14 protein-coding genes and 1 pseudogene are annotated in these 16,557 nt (G+C 44.6%); 3 read left to right on the top strand and 12 right to left on the bottom strand.

Annotated elements, in window-relative coordinates; translation table 11 throughout:
• Nucleotides 1–114: 114 nt before the first annotated feature.
• The 11 genes and pseudogenes from HMPREF1141_RS11655 to HMPREF1141_RS11610 form a co-directional block, all read right to left on the bottom strand.
• The gene (locus tag HMPREF1141_RS11655) at nucleotides 115–627 is read right to left on the bottom strand and encodes a hypothetical protein (protein WP_009064470.1); all 513 of its coding nucleotides are present in this window, start codon (nucleotides 625–627) and stop codon (nucleotides 115–117) included.
• Between the two features lie 119 nt (nucleotides 628–746).
• Nucleotides 747–1,613, bottom strand: a complete 867-nt coding sequence (locus HMPREF1141_RS11650; RefSeq protein WP_009064595.1) for a 4Fe-4S binding protein — start codon at nucleotides 1,611–1,613, stop codon at nucleotides 747–749.
• The gene (locus HMPREF1141_RS17585; protein WP_009064622.1) at nucleotides 1,606–1,758 is read right to left on the bottom strand and encodes a CD1871A family CXXC motif-containing protein; all 153 of its coding nucleotides are present in this window, start codon (nucleotides 1,756–1,758) and stop codon (nucleotides 1,606–1,608) included. Before HMPREF1141_RS17585 ends, HMPREF1141_RS11650 begins: the two co-directional genes overlap by 8 nt.
• 63 nt (nucleotides 1,759–1,821) lie before the next feature.
• A complete protein-coding gene (locus HMPREF1141_RS16895; RefSeq protein ID WP_009064547.1) occupies nucleotides 1,822–2,850 on the bottom strand; it encodes a TlpA disulfide reductase family protein in 1,029 nt (342 codons plus the stop codon).
• A 284-nt stretch (nucleotides 2,851–3,134) separates the two neighbouring features.
• Nucleotides 3,135–3,953, bottom strand: a complete 819-nt coding sequence (locus HMPREF1141_RS11640; protein ID WP_009064586.1) for a MerR family transcriptional regulator — start codon at nucleotides 3,951–3,953, stop codon at nucleotides 3,135–3,137.
• A 388-nt stretch (nucleotides 3,954–4,341) separates the two neighbouring features.
• Nucleotides 4,342–5,199, bottom strand: a pseudogene (locus HMPREF1141_RS11635) (nucleoside recognition domain-containing protein); the annotation flags it as partial.
• Between the two features lie 83 nt (nucleotides 5,200–5,282).
• On the bottom strand, nucleotides 5,283–6,908 hold the full coding sequence (locus HMPREF1141_RS11630; RefSeq protein WP_009064609.1) for a recombinase family protein: 1,626 nt from the start codon (nucleotides 6,906–6,908) through the stop codon (nucleotides 5,283–5,285).
• Nucleotides 6,909–7,191: 283 nt separating this feature from the next.
• Nucleotides 7,192–8,136 (bottom strand): hypothetical protein, encoded by a 945-nt coding sequence (locus HMPREF1141_RS11625; protein WP_009064478.1) that lies wholly within the window; start codon nucleotides 8,134–8,136, stop codon nucleotides 7,192–7,194.
• Nucleotides 8,137–8,264: 128 nt separating this feature from the next.
• Nucleotides 8,265–8,999: an FtsK/SpoIIIE domain-containing protein gene (locus HMPREF1141_RS11620; RefSeq protein WP_035317025.1), complete on the bottom strand. Its 735-nt coding sequence runs from the start codon at nucleotides 8,997–8,999 to the stop codon at nucleotides 8,265–8,267.
• Complete coding sequence (locus HMPREF1141_RS17580; protein WP_035317023.1) at nucleotides 8,986–9,744, bottom strand: hypothetical protein; 759 nt, start codon at nucleotides 9,742–9,744, stop codon at nucleotides 8,986–8,988. Before HMPREF1141_RS17580 ends, HMPREF1141_RS11620 begins: the two co-directional genes overlap by 14 nt.
• Complete coding sequence (locus HMPREF1141_RS11610) at nucleotides 9,741–10,103, bottom strand: hypothetical protein (protein ID WP_035317020.1); 363 nt, start codon at nucleotides 10,101–10,103, stop codon at nucleotides 9,741–9,743. The genes HMPREF1141_RS17580 and HMPREF1141_RS11610 overlap by 4 nt, the downstream gene beginning before the upstream one ends.
• Before the next feature lie 319 nt (nucleotides 10,104–10,422).
• Between HMPREF1141_RS11610 and HMPREF1141_RS11605 the strand changes: the two genes are divergently transcribed.
• A complete protein-coding gene (locus tag HMPREF1141_RS11605; RefSeq protein ID WP_009064492.1) occupies nucleotides 10,423–11,475 on the top strand; it encodes a hypothetical protein in 1,053 nt (350 codons plus the stop codon).
• A gap of 109 nt (nucleotides 11,476–11,584) precedes the next feature.
• Here HMPREF1141_RS11605 and HMPREF1141_RS11600 read toward each other — a convergent pair whose 3' ends face one another.
• Nucleotides 11,585–11,905 carry a helix-turn-helix transcriptional regulator gene (locus HMPREF1141_RS11600; protein ID WP_051044306.1) on the bottom strand — a complete coding sequence of 107 codons (321 nt, stop codon included), beginning with the start codon at nucleotides 11,903–11,905 and terminating at the stop codon, nucleotides 11,585–11,587.
• A 151-nt stretch (nucleotides 11,906–12,056) separates the two neighbouring features.
• Between HMPREF1141_RS11600 and HMPREF1141_RS16890 the strand changes: the two genes are divergently transcribed.
• A complete protein-coding gene (locus HMPREF1141_RS16890) occupies nucleotides 12,057–14,762 on the top strand; it encodes a leucine-rich repeat protein (RefSeq protein ID WP_009064618.1) in 2,706 nt (901 codons plus the stop codon).
• Between the two features lie 89 nt (nucleotides 14,763–14,851).
• On the top strand, nucleotides 14,852–16,342 hold the full coding sequence (locus HMPREF1141_RS11590; protein WP_009064624.1) for a leucine-rich repeat domain-containing protein: 1,491 nt from the start codon (nucleotides 14,852–14,854) through the stop codon (nucleotides 16,340–16,342).
• The last annotated feature ends 215 nt before the right edge of the window (nucleotides 16,343–16,557 follow it).

The raw sequence follows: 16,557 nt of genomic DNA, 5'->3' as shown, positions 1-16,557 counted from the left end.
CAAAGAATCATCAGACCGGACAGTTGGGCAAGCGGAACAGCAAAAGACGGGCGATCGGCTTTCTGCCGATCACCCGTCTTTTGCATTTTGAGAGATAGAAAGAACCCATCATTCTCAAAACACAGTTTGTTGTAACAGCCCAAATCTTTTCAGGGCCAAAATGTATTGAGCCACACGGACATAGTTTTTCAGGTCCTCTTCATCCAGACCGCGAAAAGCATACATTTCATCCCAAAGCATGATACTGCCTTCCGCTGTAAAATAACCTGTCGTCAAATCAATTCCGATAAAAATTCTGGTGATATCCCCACCCCAAATATCGATCGGATCTTTATTTTCGCTTGTATAAAAGACTTCGCCATTCCCCGCGTTTTCAAGGAAAAATGTTCTTGGAACCGGAGCCATACCCACGGGCAGTTTTTCTTTGTACGGCTGATTTTTGGTAACACTCAAGACTACCACATCAGCGGCTTCCTTGTCCCATATCTCGGTCAGGATATACTTTTGTTGAAGATAATCGAGCAATTCCCTGCCGGATTTTCTGTTTGGCCTGAGCTGATCTTTATACTGCATCCATATGGATTTGTATTCCTGCAATAACTCTTTGGTTGGCTCTCGCGTCAGCATGGTGTTTCTCCTTTGCTTTTTCCCACTGATTCTGTCTTTTCAGAATGAAATTTCAATACAATCAGTATATTCTCTCTGCTAAAGTCCTATTTGTTAATCTGTTTCCTTCATTTTTCCCCTTATTCGCTCTGCACGCGCTTCGTTTGGTTCGGCTTCTCTTTTCCAAAGCCGCAGGAAATCGCCTGCTCTGGACACGCCTTCACGCACTCGCCGCAACGTATGCATTCCAGAGAATTCGGCGTCTGAAACACGTCGATATCCATTTTGCAGGCCTTCGCGCACCGCCCGCACCGGGTGCATTTTGCCTGATCAACCGAATAGCGGTAAAAGCCGATGGGGTTAAACAGCGAGTAGAACGCGCCCAGGGGGCACAAATAGCGGCAGAACGGACGGAAGATCAGAATCGAGGCGACGATCACCGCAATCAGAATCGCCATCTTCCACGTAAACAACAGGCCCACCGCACTGCGCAGGGGTTTGTTGGCAAGCAGCAGCGGCACACCGCCCTCCAGCGTACCAGCCGGACAGATATATTTGCAGAAATACGGCGTGGACAGCCCGAATTCATTCACCGTGAGAATCGGCAGAAGAATCACAAACACGAGCAGAATGCCGTATTTCAGCCATTTCAGAACATTGTTAACTCGTTTGGGAACCTTTCGTTTTGGACTTGGTATCCGGTACAGCAGCTCCTGAATCCAGCCGAAGGGGCACAGCCAGCCGCACACAAAGCGCCCCAGCAGAATGCCGACGAAGACCAGAAAGCCCAGCACATACATCGACACGCCGTAGCGCGTGCTGCCTTCTACCGCCTGCATAGCGCCGATGGGGCACGCACCGAGCGCCCCGGGGCAAGAGTAGCAGTTCAGCCCCGGCACACACACGTTTTTCAGTTTCCCCCTGTAGATCTTGCCGCTGAAGAACCCCTGCACATTCGAGTTCGTCGTAAAGGCAAAAAGGGCCTGTACCCATTTTCTCTTATCCAATTCCGATGCACTCCAGGCAAATCTGAACTGCCTTCGCCAAAACGGTGCGGTTCTCTCCGTTCCACAGGCCGACACCCATCATCAGCACTGCCGCCGCGGCAATTCCCCACCGCAGCAATCGGCTGTTTCTATCTGTTTGTTCCATGGCGTGCACTCCTCCCGCGCCAGACAAAATTCCCTTGATTTGAAATTCCGTCATATCTCAAACTTATTTTTCAGATGTCAAAGTCGCGCTGCTCTCTCCGGCGCTCTGTTCTGCCGCGGAGGAAACCGCGGCGGTACTCAGTGAATTCAGACGCGAGGTCAGCTCTTCCTTGTATTTCTCAATGCCGCGCTTGCCGATCACGGCTTCGCCGACGATCTGCCCCTTGCTGTCGATAAACAAGGTGGTCGGTACTCCGGAAATATGACCGTTCATATATTCCATCAAGGAATCATCCGGCACCCAATTTTCATAAGTGACCCCGGTTTTCGAGATTAGCTGCTGTGCGGTCTGCTTGTTTTGTTCTTCCGAAACGTCCGTTACCACTCCGACCAGGCGCGTTCCTTCCGGCATCTCTTTACTCAGCTTTTCCAGATCCGGCATCTCCTCTACACACGGGCTGCAGAAGGTCCCCCAGAAATTCACCATCGTAAGCTGATACTTTTCAAACGATTTGCTGTCGACCGGATTGCCGTTTAAATCCGTTGTGGAGACGCTCGGAAAGGTTCCTGTGTTCGCGGCCTCCCGAACCATCAGCGCAATGCTCTGCCGGATGGTCGGCAGCATTTTCAGAACACGCTGATACTCTTCCTTGGTGTCGTCATCCATCCCAGCCTCATCGGGCGCGGGAGCCGCGTAAACATACACCACACCGCTCTTTCTTCCCAGCTCCTGCGAACTGGCGATGCCGGTAATTTCATCCGCAGCGTGGCCCTCCTGTTCCCAGGCGTCCCATTCATTTTCATCGTAGTACTGAAGAACAAACAGGGAAACCGCCGATTTTTCCGGTTGAAAAACGAGGGAGGTTCCATCTTTGGGAATGAAATTTCCAGTCTTTCCGCTCAAATCCATCTGGCTGTAGGAAAGCGTGCGGCTGGTCAGTTCCTTTTGCGGCAGATCAATACTGATGCCCATTACCGGGTCTGTATAGGTCGTATATTCCGTTTTCTCCGGAGGCTTAGCGGAATCGCATGCGGCCAAAAAGAACAGGGAAAGCACGGTGGCCACAAGCAGGAATACCCCTCTTTTTCTCATAATTGTTTCTCCTTTTCATGCTTTTGCAGTATCTTATCAAATCCAAATGCCTGATATACCAGAAAGCCCAAAAGAACTGCCCAAAGCATTGCGGCCCGTTCCCTGGAGCAAATAATTCCTCATCGTTTGGCGGGTACAGCCCTATATTACCATGATTTTGCCCACATGAGAATACCCGAAGGCATCCCAATCTGTTATTTTTCCCACGAGCGTTTCAAATGCACATCCGCTTTTCGACAAAACAAGGCCGCCCGTTTTGAAAGAATGGGCGGCCTTAGCAGAATTTATTTCTTTTTTACGGGGAAGCAAACCTCTGTGACCAGTTCATCCGGGTTCTGTGTCTGAGCGGGGCTGACATGATAAATACTGAACATCGGCCCATTGAAATCATACTGATTGTCCTTTACCCAATTGGCGACAGCCTGATAAACATCGCTGACCTGCTCATAGCTTCCCTGGTAGGTTGCAGAGGCGATCTGGATAGGCGGAACGGTTTTAAACACGACGTTTTCCGTATTTTGATAGCTGCCCTGTACGGAAAGCTGAATTTCCACATCCGGATCGATATCCTTGTATCCTTCATCATAAAATATTGCCATTGCGTTGCAGGGGGTGGCAAACTGCACGTTCTGCGGGCCAAGCTCGCGCCGGAGCTGTTCCCAGAGGATTCCCTCCTGATCATAAGCGGGAATGATTTTTCGGACGCTTGCCACAGTTCTTTCAGGAATTTCTTTGAGTGTCACCATATATTCCATCACATTTTCATCCTTTCCAAGTCGGGTGATGGCTGTTTCCAGAAGCAGCAGCTGTCTGCCGATTTTCTCCTCCTGTTCCAGCATTTCTGTCCGCTTGAGCAGAAGATATTGCCGGAAGGCCTCGGGATCACGATACGTTTTCAGGATTTCAGCCGTAACTGAAAGGCCAAACCCCATTTCTCTGAGCGCGTGGATTCGGTTTGCAATCGGAAGCTGCGTTTCGCTGTAATACCGGTAGCCTGTGGCGGAATCAATGCTTTCCGGCACGAGCAAACCGATTTCATCATAATGCCGCAGCATGCGAATACTGATTCTGGACAGCTTTGAAAAATCACCTATTTTCAGCATGTTCGTTCCCTCACATATATGTGTTTTTTTGAGCTCACTACCAGTATAAAGTATCTCACTGTGTGAGAGTCAACAGGTATTTCAAAATTTTTTCAATTATATGATTGCAAGCAATTTGTTGGAGCAAAAAACTTATAAGGGATGATTTTCCATTTACTGTATTAAAGAACAGACCCTTACCGGTTCCCAATCCGATTCATTCCCTGCCCTAAGATTCTTCCGATTGATTTTTGGATATAACCGGGCGGTCCATATCGCAGCAGAAGTGCTGCGCCAAAGTCCATCCGTTTGCTTTAGTTCTAAATATATAACCATATAATCTAAAAAAATAGCCCTCACTCCATTCTGGAGTGAGGGCTATTGCGGGCTTTACCGTTTTCCTCTTTTACTATACCAGCCCCAGCAGGCGCACGGTATTTGCCACGATCATGCACAAGATGATTCCCGTAGCCGTAGGGATGGCAAAGGATGCAAGGGTCCATTTCAGGCTTTGCGTTTCCTTGCGAACGGTCAGGCAGGTGGTGCCGCAGGGCCAGTGCAGCAGGCAGAACAGCATGGCGCAGACGGCCGTCAGCCACGTCCAGCCGTGGCTGACGAGCAGGGTGTGAAGCTCGGAGAGGCTTTCTAGTTCGGTCAGCGACCCGGTCGCCATATAGCTCATGATGATAATGGGCACAACGATTTCATTTGCCGGGAAGCCCAAAATAAACGCCATCAGGATATATCCGTCCAGCCCCATCAGTCTTGCAAACGGGTCGAGAAACGCCGCACAATGTGCAAGAATGCTCGTGTCGCCGATGGAGATATTCGCCAGCACCCAGATCACCAGGCCTGCGGGCGCGGCAACGACTACGGCGCGGCCCAGCACAAACAGCGTGCGGTCAAAAATGGAGCGCACGATCACCTTACCAACCTGCGGACGGCGGTAAGGAGGAAGCTCCAGGTTAAAGGACGACGGCATCCCCTTGAGGATGGTCTTTGAAAGCAGACGGGAAATCATCAGCGTCATGAAAACGCCGAGCACGATCACCCCGGTCAGCATCAAAGTAGAAACGACAGACTGAAACGCTCCACCGACCGCGCCTGCAAAGAACATCGTTATAATCGCGATCAGTGTCGGGAAGCGGCCGTTGCAGGGTACGAAATTATTGGTCAGAATTGCGATCAGGCGCTCCCGCGGGGAATCGATAATCCGGCAGCCGATCACGCCGCAGGCGTTGCAGCCAAAGCCCATGCACATGGTAAGAACAATCTATGCTGTCGTGTGCTTTAACCCCCGATGATTGCTGATTTTTTTCGTTTCCAAACAGGCCGATAGAGTAAGGAAATCTATGCTATTGTCTGTTCAGAGAGGTTTCCGAGGAACCGATAAAAGATTTTGACAACCTGATGCTTGCGCCCTCTTTCTCTTTCCAGCTCGCTTTGCTCATAAGTTCCCTGCCCGATTTCGATATGGTCAATAAGCCTATGAAGCAAGTCGGGGGTGAGTTCATCAATTTCGGTGATGCCCTCAAGAAGCTGGAAAAAGCTTACGCGGGATTCTTTCGCCGGGTTGGATTCTTTCTTAGTCAGCCGGTCTGTTTTTGCCGTGATGGTTTTTTGCTCCGCTTCGTAAGTGGCAAGCATACGGTTTAGCCGCTCGTCATTGATTTTACCGGCTGCGTTATCCTCGTAAAGTCGCTGAATGATTTTATCCAGTTCCTTTGTCCGGGCTTCCAGAGCCGCTAGAGCTTTCTTTTTTTCCTGCTCCGCGTCGGTGTCCTCGTGTTCTTTCGTCATAGCGTCAATGATTTCCCGCTTTTCCTTGGCAGACAGACGAACCTGCTTTCTTAGCTCCTGCAAAACAACGTCATACAACGTTTCATAATCAATGAAGTGGTTGGTGCATTCCCGGCTTCCGTACAGCTTATAGCCGCCACATACCAGATTTGCAACCGATCCTTTTTTCCGCGTGCCGCTGGTGGACATATTGCGCTGGCAATCCATACATTTGGCAATCCCCGAAAAGACATTTTTAAATCCCTTGGTGGGCGCGTTTTTTCTGGACACGCAGCGGTTCCGCACAATGTCAAAGGTTTCCTGGCTGATGAGCGGCTCATGGGTGTTCTCGACAATGTACCATTCATCCCGCTGATTTTGCAGCGTAATCTTGCTTTTGAAAGAAACCTTCGTTGTTTTCCCCTGCGCCGTATGTCCCAAGTAAACAATGTTTTTCAGCATTTTACATATCATGGCAGAAGTCCATTCTTTCCGCTGTGAATAGTGGTCTACGTCCAAGTAAGGGTGTTTTTCACAGCGATAGACGGCGGGCGTTGCGATTCCGCGCTGATTGAAGGTCTGTGCGATCTGCGAGGGGGCAGAGCCATTTTCAGCCATGTAGAACATTTCCTGAACAACCGGGGCAACATCATAATCAATGAGCAAATGATTTTTGTCAGCCGGGTCTTTGCGGTAACCGTAAGGGGCAAAATTTCCGATATATGCCCCTTCTTTCATTTTGGTTTTGAAAGCGGAGCGGATTTTCTTCGACGTGTCGCGGGCGTACATTTCATTGATGACGTGTTTGAACGGCGCAATATCGTTGTACGGATTGATGGAATCGCACCCGTCATTGATAGCGATAAAGCGAACATTATGTTCAGGGAAATACATTTCCGTATATTGCCCTGTCATTATATACTCACGCCCCAAGCGGGACAAATCCTTTACGATCACAAGATTCACATAACCGGCTTCAATATCCTGAATCATCCTCTGGAAATCCGGTCGGTCAAAATTCGTGCCACTGTAACCGTCATCTATATATTCGTCATGGATCAGAAATCCATTTTCCTCGGCAAAGGAACGCAGCATTTTCCGTTGTGTTCCAATGCTCGAACTTTCGCTGACACCGTCATCGTCTTTGGAGAGCCGCATATACAACGCAGCCCGGTACAGTTTTGTGGTGGTTTTCAAGATTCACCTGAACCTCCTTCTACTTGAAAACCTACAATACACTGTATTGCTACAAGTTTTATTGTAGCAATAAGTGATTGAGGAATCAAGATGGAAAGCTGGGCAAATCCTTGTTTTGAAGCAGATATTCCCTTAAAACTTCCTTTATCGTTTTATCCTCAGAAAAGACACTCTCAACGGTGATCGTGCTGTTCTTCATTTTGTAGTCCTTCGTGCTGTCAGATGTCGGAATCATCATAATCACCTCAGAGTATTTATATGAAATGCCTCTTCCAAGTAGTAATCAGTTGGAATCTGGCTGCACGGCTTTCCGTGCTTTGTTGAATTGCCGATAGTTGATGATGTTAAAGCCCTTCCCGCTATCATCAATAATCTTGATTGTCCGTTCAAATGTCAGCGGGGCATTTCCAACTTCTTTTATGGCTTCGGCCTCTGTACAGTTTATTACTTCCGGCTTTTTAACTCCCCGGCTTGTTCTGTAAATGCGAAATCCCGGAGGGTATAGCTTCAAGCGTGCGCCCTTCACGATCGCCTTTGTCTGTTTATTGCCTTGCTCGTCAACGACAGACACGGCTTTTAAATTCCCGTATATTTTACCGTGTGATGAAATCACGTCCGGCAGCTCCATATCTGTAAGATAGGCAGTTAAGTACAGTCCGACGTTGTCCACGTCTTTCAAAGGCTTTGTCTTGGTAAAGCCATGGCCCCAAATGCTGGCTAGAGTATCGTTCGGAATGAACGGCGCTTTATAGGGAAAAATCATAACAAGATGTGCGTGCCACGCACCACGGCCCTGCGGCTCCATAGCGACAATGTATTCATACGTAGGCAGTGAATGCTTTTTTAGATAGTGCAGCATCCGCATATGGAACTTTCGGAAATCTTGATACAGTCGCTTGTTGTCCTGCATATTTTCTTTGTAAGTAAGAGTGACCCACAAGCAACGCGAAGTATCGGTAATATTCGTGTTGAGTAAATCCCGTAAGTTTGCTAACGACTGGGAAACACTGGTCAGGTTTTCAGCCCGGGTTTCCGTGTGCTCAAACTTTTTTAATTCACCGGTGGAGAGAATTACATAACTGTCTTTATTCAGTTTTTGTATACTGCATTCCGGGGTTCTTTTCATATAGCGCACTTCTGTGATGTTTCCCATCCTTTTCACTCGTACTTCGCAATTCTCCGCAGGTTCCAAATGCTCTTGTAAGCGTTCAATTTTTACTTGCGGCAAATTTTCCTCCTATCTGTCATTATTAAACAATAATCAAGTTAATAGCTCCGCTTCGCGGAGCGCGGACGTGTGGAAAAATCGTCTAACGCCTTCGGCACGACGATTTTTCCGCTCGCCTCAAAACAGTCTTATCTTGTTACGGCATCTGTAATTGCCTCACGAAGTTTGTCCATACGAGTAATTTGAGGTACCCGAATTGCTCTTAAACCTCTACTATCAGCCATCCATCCATAACCGGTACTGCATGGCATAATAACGTCTGTGTCGTATTCGCCAAACAGCATTTTTTTAGCTTCCGGGCTCAAGGTTCCTAATCCAATTCGCAATCCAAACTGATCTCTAGCACCGCTTGCAAATGAAACACTGTCACATCGCTGCATACTTAAAATCAGCTTCAGACCAAGAGAACGCCCCATAAAGGCGATGTTACCCAAAATCATTTTCTGTTCTTCCGCCAATTTTTTATCACGAACAGTAAGATACGAGATAAATGAATTATGCTCGTCGAAGAATACAAAAATTGGTGTCCGATCAGTAGATCCTTGAAGTCTTGATTCGAACTCAGAATTTATTAGGTGTAATCCATCTACGACATTTAAATAGGTAAAATACCTTGCATTTGGTACATCTAGTAAACACCTTAACTCGTCGTTCCTTTTGAAATCCAGACAGTATATCTTGGCATGGGGAAAACACCTTGATATTTTCCCCATGAGAAGAATAAATAAATACGACTTTCCTGAACCGGTTTCGCCGCTGATCAGGCAATGTGGCGTCGTATTAAAGTCCGTATTAATATAACGCCTGATGCCTGCTTGCAACAAATCTGCATCTAACAATAGAGGTATCTCAGAAATCATCATCGTTCCCACCACCAGTAAAAGGTGGTTTACAATTCTGATGATTCCGTTCGATTCTGGTTTTAATGTAGCGTTCTGTGGTGAATACCACATCAATTTGTACATAACTACCATAATCATGAATCTGGTCAACCATAATCGCACTGTAAACCTGGCCAAGCACGACCAAAGTACTTGGCTCAAAATTCAGCTCGTGCGCGTTGGCCATCTGCTGAATACGCGTTTCAATGAGGGTTGTGATTGTCCTGATATTGATTTCCCCGCGCTTTACTGCTACAAATTGAAACAGAAGGATTCCATCTCGTGAGATAAAATGCCTTGGAGCTTCGATTGATGAGAGTCCTTCAGGAGTCTGCAAACCACAACTTGGAGCAACACTAGTCAAAATAGAGTACATGGCTTGTCTTGCTGTCAGGTACGTACTTTCACCAATTGCCTGGTGAGCAAGCTCACTTTCCAACTGTTCTCTGCTACGCTGTGCTGCCAAAACTTCTTTACGTTCTTGTTGCTTTCCATTAATCCATTTGCTTACAAGAACTACAGAACCGGCAACAAAGAGAATAATTTCAAACTTGGCCGAAAGAAAATCGAACAGATATCCAGCTATAACAGCTATACCCCATAGGAGAATAGATACTAAAGCCAAAATAGAAATCGCCAGAACAACATTCCAAATTATTCCGGAATAATTTCTATTACTAACATCCTTCCGAAAAGAGTCGATAAACTCTTTAAAGAGGTTTCTCATGCTTTAGCCACCCCCGTTCCCGTATTGACCAAAGTCACTTTGGTAGCACTCGCTGAAATAGCTAGCCTACCGTTTTTATCCGAATAGGGACGACCTTTGAACCCATCACAACGGATCATGCAGAAATTAAGGCTTTGGACCTTTTTATCAATTTCTTCCTGAGAGATGATAGATTCCGATTCTTCCACATGAATGCGTAACTTTTCGCAAGAATTGTTCAGCAACAAAATCTCGTATGTTGAACCAATTCTCTTGCCACGCTTTCCTTCGGAAAACTCCGTCCAATCTCGCACTCCTACTAAAGGCGCACTATCTGAACCGGTTACTTGTTGAAACGACAATTCAATATTAATTGCCATAAAATTTTCCCTCCAAAAATAAATTTGTTTTGGAATGAGAGGTGGCCTTCCTCTGCATTCGCTTATATTTGAGCAAAGACGTCTTTGTGATTTTCGTAGTTTGTTTCGCTGTCTTTTATTATAGAGGAGTTTGATAATAAGTTTGGGACACAAAATGCGGAAATTTTCCAAATAATTTTAAGGATGAATTTGTGCCAAAAAGAAAGTACAATTGAATTCAAGCTGTTCAGTGCTTCTGTTGATGCTTCTATTATCTCATAGTAATTGCATTCTCCAGGGGACAAGAATAGGCATAATTTATTAACAGGAGAATGATCATATGACAAAAAAAGAAAACAATATGGAATTTAACCCTGATCTGGTGCTCACTGTATTGGCAAAAAAAATGAATATTCCTATCTCATATGTTTACAAGGAGCTCTATAAACAAGGTTTCTTTCTTTCTACTGAAAGTGCAAAAAAGGCATTGCAACGAGGAATGCGCTTGGGGTTAAATATTCAACAATGCCAGGCCATTTTATCAGAGGCCGGTAGAAACTATATTAATGACATTAAATACAAGCCTACACCAGACAGGATTTCCGTATCTCCAAAAAGAACTAAAAATTACAAAATCAAGCAAACCAAGGCAGCTGAAGAGATCGAGAACGGTTTAAAGGAAGACGAAATCAAACAAGATGAATTTTTAGATTTAGCCTACTCGCTTTCACAACAACCAAATATTAATAATAATAAGATAACAACTGAGGAAATCAAACATGCGATTGATTATGGTAAAGAGCTTTTCGTTTCTTTTCTTTCTCCTCAGGCAGCTTATATTCTCTCTCAGAATACGGATGCTTTTAAATATATAATCCAAGACATGGAACTACTAGATTTTTGTGATTTTGTTATGGAATTAAATGAAAAATCAAAAAACGAATTAAGAGAAATGAATATCACTTTCTACGGTACATTTCACAGTGTCGTTACATCGCTAAATAATCAAGCATTCAAAGAATGGCTGCGCATATACGGCGGTAACTATGAAAAGACGGTTAAACAGAAAATGACTAGCTACAAAAAAGAAATTTCTAAAAAGAAACTCGATATTTCAAAATTTAATGATGAAGAAAGGAAAGATGTAGATTACATGGCAGAACAGTTCTTTGTAGAAGACTGTTGGGAATTCTTTCAAGAAAAGATGGAAGATGACTTTTCTAAGACTCCTGAAAATCCTATCGCCATGATAATTCTAACTTTCATTTTAAATGATGTTGACTTACTGCTCGGTTTTCTCTTCTGCAATTCCGAAGGTCGAGAACTTATCTTGGCAAAAGCCAAAGAACTTTCAGAACTGGAAAAAGGCACTACTCCGCAAATAGCCAATTAATGATAGATAAACAAAAAACACCCGCCGATCTTATCAATCAACGGGCATAAAAAAACTCCAGATTGCTGCCAACGCAGTAGTCTGGAGTTTTTCTTAATATATGTAAACTTTATTTATTCTTTCCACAATATTTCTGATATAACAGTTCGCTATATTCAAACACTTTGTCTTTCTCTGCTTTGGGTAAAGATGAAGAACAACGGAGTAATTTCTCCGCAGATTCATCGATAGAGAGACCTAGCAAATAGTCTGACGAAACGTGGAACAACTCACAAATCCTTCGTAATGTAGATAAACTGGGTTCGCGGATTCCAGTTTCAAAGTGGCCATAATGGCTGGCAGAAATATCTAAAATCTCGGCGACCTGCTGCTGTGTTAAGTCAGAATCTGTCCGCAAATCACGCAGAAGCTCATGAAACCTTTTTTTCATTCGCTCACCCCCCATTTTAATAATTTAAAATCATTATATAGGCGAGATAGAAATGCTCCGCCAAACTATACAATTAGGATGCTTTTTGCAACTTTACAATCCTGTTTGTAGATGATATAATAATGGAAAAATAAGGAAAGAAGTGTGGAAAATGAAAGAATGGCTTTTTCGTCCGCTGTCTGTTTTCTTGGCAGCGGCCATGGCGATCGGCATCGTGCAAACAGGTGCCCTTCCAGTTTATGCGTTGGGAGAAGAGGGAACGAACAGCGCAACGCAAACTGAAAATAGTGGATTTTATTCCCTGAAAGCGACTATTGACGATACGAGTGGACAGTGCGGAGAAAATCTTACATATGATTTTGATATAAGTAATAGTACCCTAACCATCAACGGAACAGGTGATATGTATTATTTCGGTGTTTCACCGTGGGATAATTTAAATGTCACCACTGTCAAAATAGAGGAAGGTGCAACCAGTATTGGGGTTGGCGCGTTTAGTTTTTGCCATAGCCTTACCAGCATTACCATTCCAGATAGCGTGACTGTTATTGGTTCACAGGCGTTTAGAGACTGCACCAATCTTACCAACATCGCCATTCCTTCTATGGTAACCAGCATTAATGATGAAGCGTTTTATGGGTGCGAAAATCTCACTAACATTACCATCCCTTCTAATGCGAGTAGCATTGGTAATGAGGTATTTGGAGGATGCACAAAGCTCGAAAGCATTAATGTAGATAACAGTAACGCATCTTTTATATCTTCTGATGGATTATTATTTAACCGAAATAAAACAATGTTACTAGCTTTTCCGGGAGGTAAAAAAGGAAGCTATGCGATTCCTAACAGTGTGAATGAGGTTGGTGCATATGCGTTTAGCCGTTGCGACAATCTTACCAACGTCACCATCCCAGACAGCGTAATTAGCATTGGTGAGCATGCATTTTTTGGTACAAGCTTGACCAACGTTTTGATTCCGTTCAGTGTTACCAGCATTGGTACTGGAGCGTTTGCTTCTTCTTTCGATCTTACCAGCATCGACGTGGCGCAAGACAGCAAAGATTATATATCTGCGGATGGAGTTCTATTTAATAAAGCAAAAACAGAACTACTCTGCTTTCCCGTAGGAAAGAGTTACCTCTTTGAGAATGGGAAATATACTATTCCCTCCAGTGTAACCAAAATTGGTGAAGAGGCATTTTCTCAGTGCCTCCTTGATGATGTTACCATTCCCTCTAATGTAACTGAGATTGGCAATTCAGCATTTGAGTTTACCACGAATCTTACCTCCGTAACTATTCCCAAAAGTGTGACTAACATCGGTGATAATGCGTTTTGGGATTGCAAGGAACTGACCGATGTATACTATGATGGTACTCAAGAAGATTGGAATAAAATTAGTATTGGAAAATATAATGATTCTCTTGTAGATGCAACAATGCACTATAATGGCAGCAGCAACCCACAACCTACTACAAAGTACACTGTAACCGTGGATGGCGGCACAGCAACATCGGAACAAGCAGCGAAAAATGCAACCGTGAGCATAGAAGCCGACGAGGCCCCAAACGGCCAAATCTTTGATAAGTGGACATCCAACGACGGCGTAACCTTTGCGAACGCCAACAGCGCAAGCACTACTTTCAAAATGCCCGAGAAGAACGTGACGGTTACAGCGACTTATAAAGACTTACCTGATGGCACTTATACCGTAACCGTTGTAAATGGTGGCGTGGAAGTTACCAACGGCATCGTAACCACGACAAGCGCGGCAGTAAGTGCGACTGTCAAAATCAAAGCCAATTCTGCTCCAAGCGGTAAGACATTTGACAAGTGGACATCCGCTGATGGTATCACCTTTGCAAACACAACAAAGGCCGAAACTACCTTTGAAATGCCTGAGAGGAACGTAACCGTTACTGCGAATTATAAATCTACTGGCGGCAGTTCCAGCGGAGGTGGTTCTAAGGGTGGCAGCTCTGGCAGCGGTAAAGCTCCTACTCAGCAGCCCTCCGGCTCGACCACCACAAGCACAACAGTAACAAGCGATGGTATGCAGGTAAATATTTCCGCTCCTGCTGGTACAGCAAACATCCCCGCTGATTTGAGTGCTATTATGGCGGCCAGAGCGTCGGGTCAGAATGTGAGCTTCACCGTACAGAATCCCCAGACAGCACAACCGGCTTACACATGGAGCTTCAATGGTACTCAGTTGGCACAGGCCACGCAAATTGGAAACCTAAATTTGGCGATTACTGTAGTACCAACTGCCAGTGTTCTAGAAGTTCAGAGTGCAGTAGCTGGAAATTCAGGAATTGTACTCCGATTCGCCAATAACGGACAACTTCCTGCCCCTGCAACGATTACAGTTAATGCAAAGGATCAGGGATATCAGCCTGGGCAGGTGCTATATTTCTACTATTTGAATCCCACAACGGGCAAATTAGAAATCCAGAACAACGGTCAGCCGATTATCGTGAATACGCAGGGTTATGCGGCTGTTATAGTGACGCACAATTCCGATTTTGTTCTGCTTCCTGCAAAGATTTCCAGCGCAGGTTCTCTGGCACTTGATACCCTCAGCTACACCATACCAAAGGGCAAGTCATATGAGATCGGCGCGAAACTTGTTGGCGAGGGTGCGACTTTGAAGGTCACTTCCTCGAGAAACGGAATCGCGAAGGTCGAGCAGACCAAGAGCGGCAACTACAAGGTAACCGCCTTGAAAGACGGAATTACCTATGTATCGTTCGACGTGGCTGTTGGCGGCAAGGTAGTATCTCACTCCTCCGTCAAAATTACCGTGCAAAACGGCAAAGCACAGGGCGTAAGCACCCGACGCGTACTGAATTTCTAAATTCTGAAATGGACAAACAGGCCTTCTGGTATGTGCTGGAAAGCCTGTTTGTATTCAGTAAAATATTAAATTGAGGAGAGGGAGAAATAATGAAGAAAGCAAATAAAATGCTATCTCTGTTTCTTGTGCTGGCGGTATGCATCAGTATGTTTTCAGGGATACCAGCATTTGCGGCGAACAGTGATAGTGATTTCGTAATTCAAGACGGCGTTCTAATGAAGTACAATGGGACAGCAAAAGATGTTGTAATTCCGGATGGAGTTACTGAAATAGGAAAAGAAGCTTTTACTGAAATACGGTATAATGAATACATTTCTGCTGGAGAATCCATGTATCGAGGAGATCCGATTACAAGTGTTTATATTCCAGATAGTGTTGAAAGAATCGGAGCGAATGCATTTAACACTTGCGCCGAATTAGTAAAAGTAAGATTGCCAAGCGATTCGGTTATTATAGATACCGGTGCATTTGATACATGTGTGCGCTTATCGGAAATTAATTTTCCCAAGATTTCAATGACAATCGGTGACAATGCGTTCTATTGGACTGCTCTTAAAAAAGCTGATTTCGGATCCTCTTCTGTGAGTATTGGCGCTGGCGCTTTTGGAGGTTGCAGCGACTTAACCAGTGCAAGCGGTGTTAATATAACCTCTTTAGGAGAAAAATCTTTTATAATTTGTGATTCACTTTCTAATGTTAATTTTCCTAATGTCACTTCTCTGGGAAAAGAAGCTTTTGAAGGTTGCGCCTCACTTTCCGATGTTAATTTTCCTAATGTTACCTCTTGTGGAGAAGGTGCCTTCAGCAAATGCACCGCATTAAAAAGTGTCACTTTAGAACGCGCTACTCAATATGGAGAATATGCTTTTGGGGAATGTGGGCTTCTTGATCTTTCCATTTTCCATGAACTGAAAGCCATTGGTCCGAATATGTTTGGAGATTTGAGTACAATAACAACAGGAAAACTTGCTATTCCTAATACTGTAACGAGTATTGCCGAAGGCGCTTTTACCAACAATGGCAGTATTTCGCATTTAATTATTCCACCATCCGTTAAAACGATTGGAAAAAATGCTTTTCCGACTCGAATATACAACAATTACATCCCTTACAATCCTGACCGAACAGAAGCTGAAACGACGAAGCTTTTAGCACTTAAAACAACCATTTATGGCGTAGCAGGTTCCGCAGCTCAGACCTACGCCAAACAACAGGGAAATCCTTTTGTTGCCATTAGTGCTGAACAGGCAAACGCAGGGAAAATTCCGACCGGCTCCTTCACTATTGACACAGGCATCTATACTATGGCACCGGGGAATATTTATCAAATCGGTGCTAAGGCCACAGGCATGAATGCAGTTGCCGTACAATGCTATTCTTCTGTTTCGGGCGTGGCCAGCGTGACAAAGCTTAAAAATGGCAATTATCAAATTAAAGGGATTAAGCCGGGAACCACTTATATCATGTTCGATATTATCAAAGGAAGAACAAAAGTTGGCCATATGTCTGTGCGTGTTGATGTAAAGAAAGGTGTAAAGCAAAGCGGTCAATCGAAGGTACAGACCGTGACTTGGGATTAATAATATTCTCAATCTATATCGCAAATTACTTCATACAGTTTTTTTGAGTACATTTATCGCTAATAAAATTATAATCAAACAAACCACAAGCCAAGGTTGAAATGAACGCAAGCGACCTTGACTTGTGATTTATTATTGATTATCAAACTATTAAGCGGTGAATGAAAAAATAGTAAGCACATATGCTTACAAAAAATCGTAGTTCTTCTGAAGTT

This window comes from Clostridium sp. MSTE9 (assembly GCF_000277625.1).
In the GTDB taxonomy this organism is placed as follows: domain Bacteria; phylum Bacillota; class Clostridia; order Oscillospirales; family Acutalibacteraceae; genus Faecalispora; species Faecalispora jeddahensis.
The sequence above is the reverse complement of the archived record's forward strand: the minus strand, read 5'-3'. Positions and strand labels throughout refer to the sequence as shown.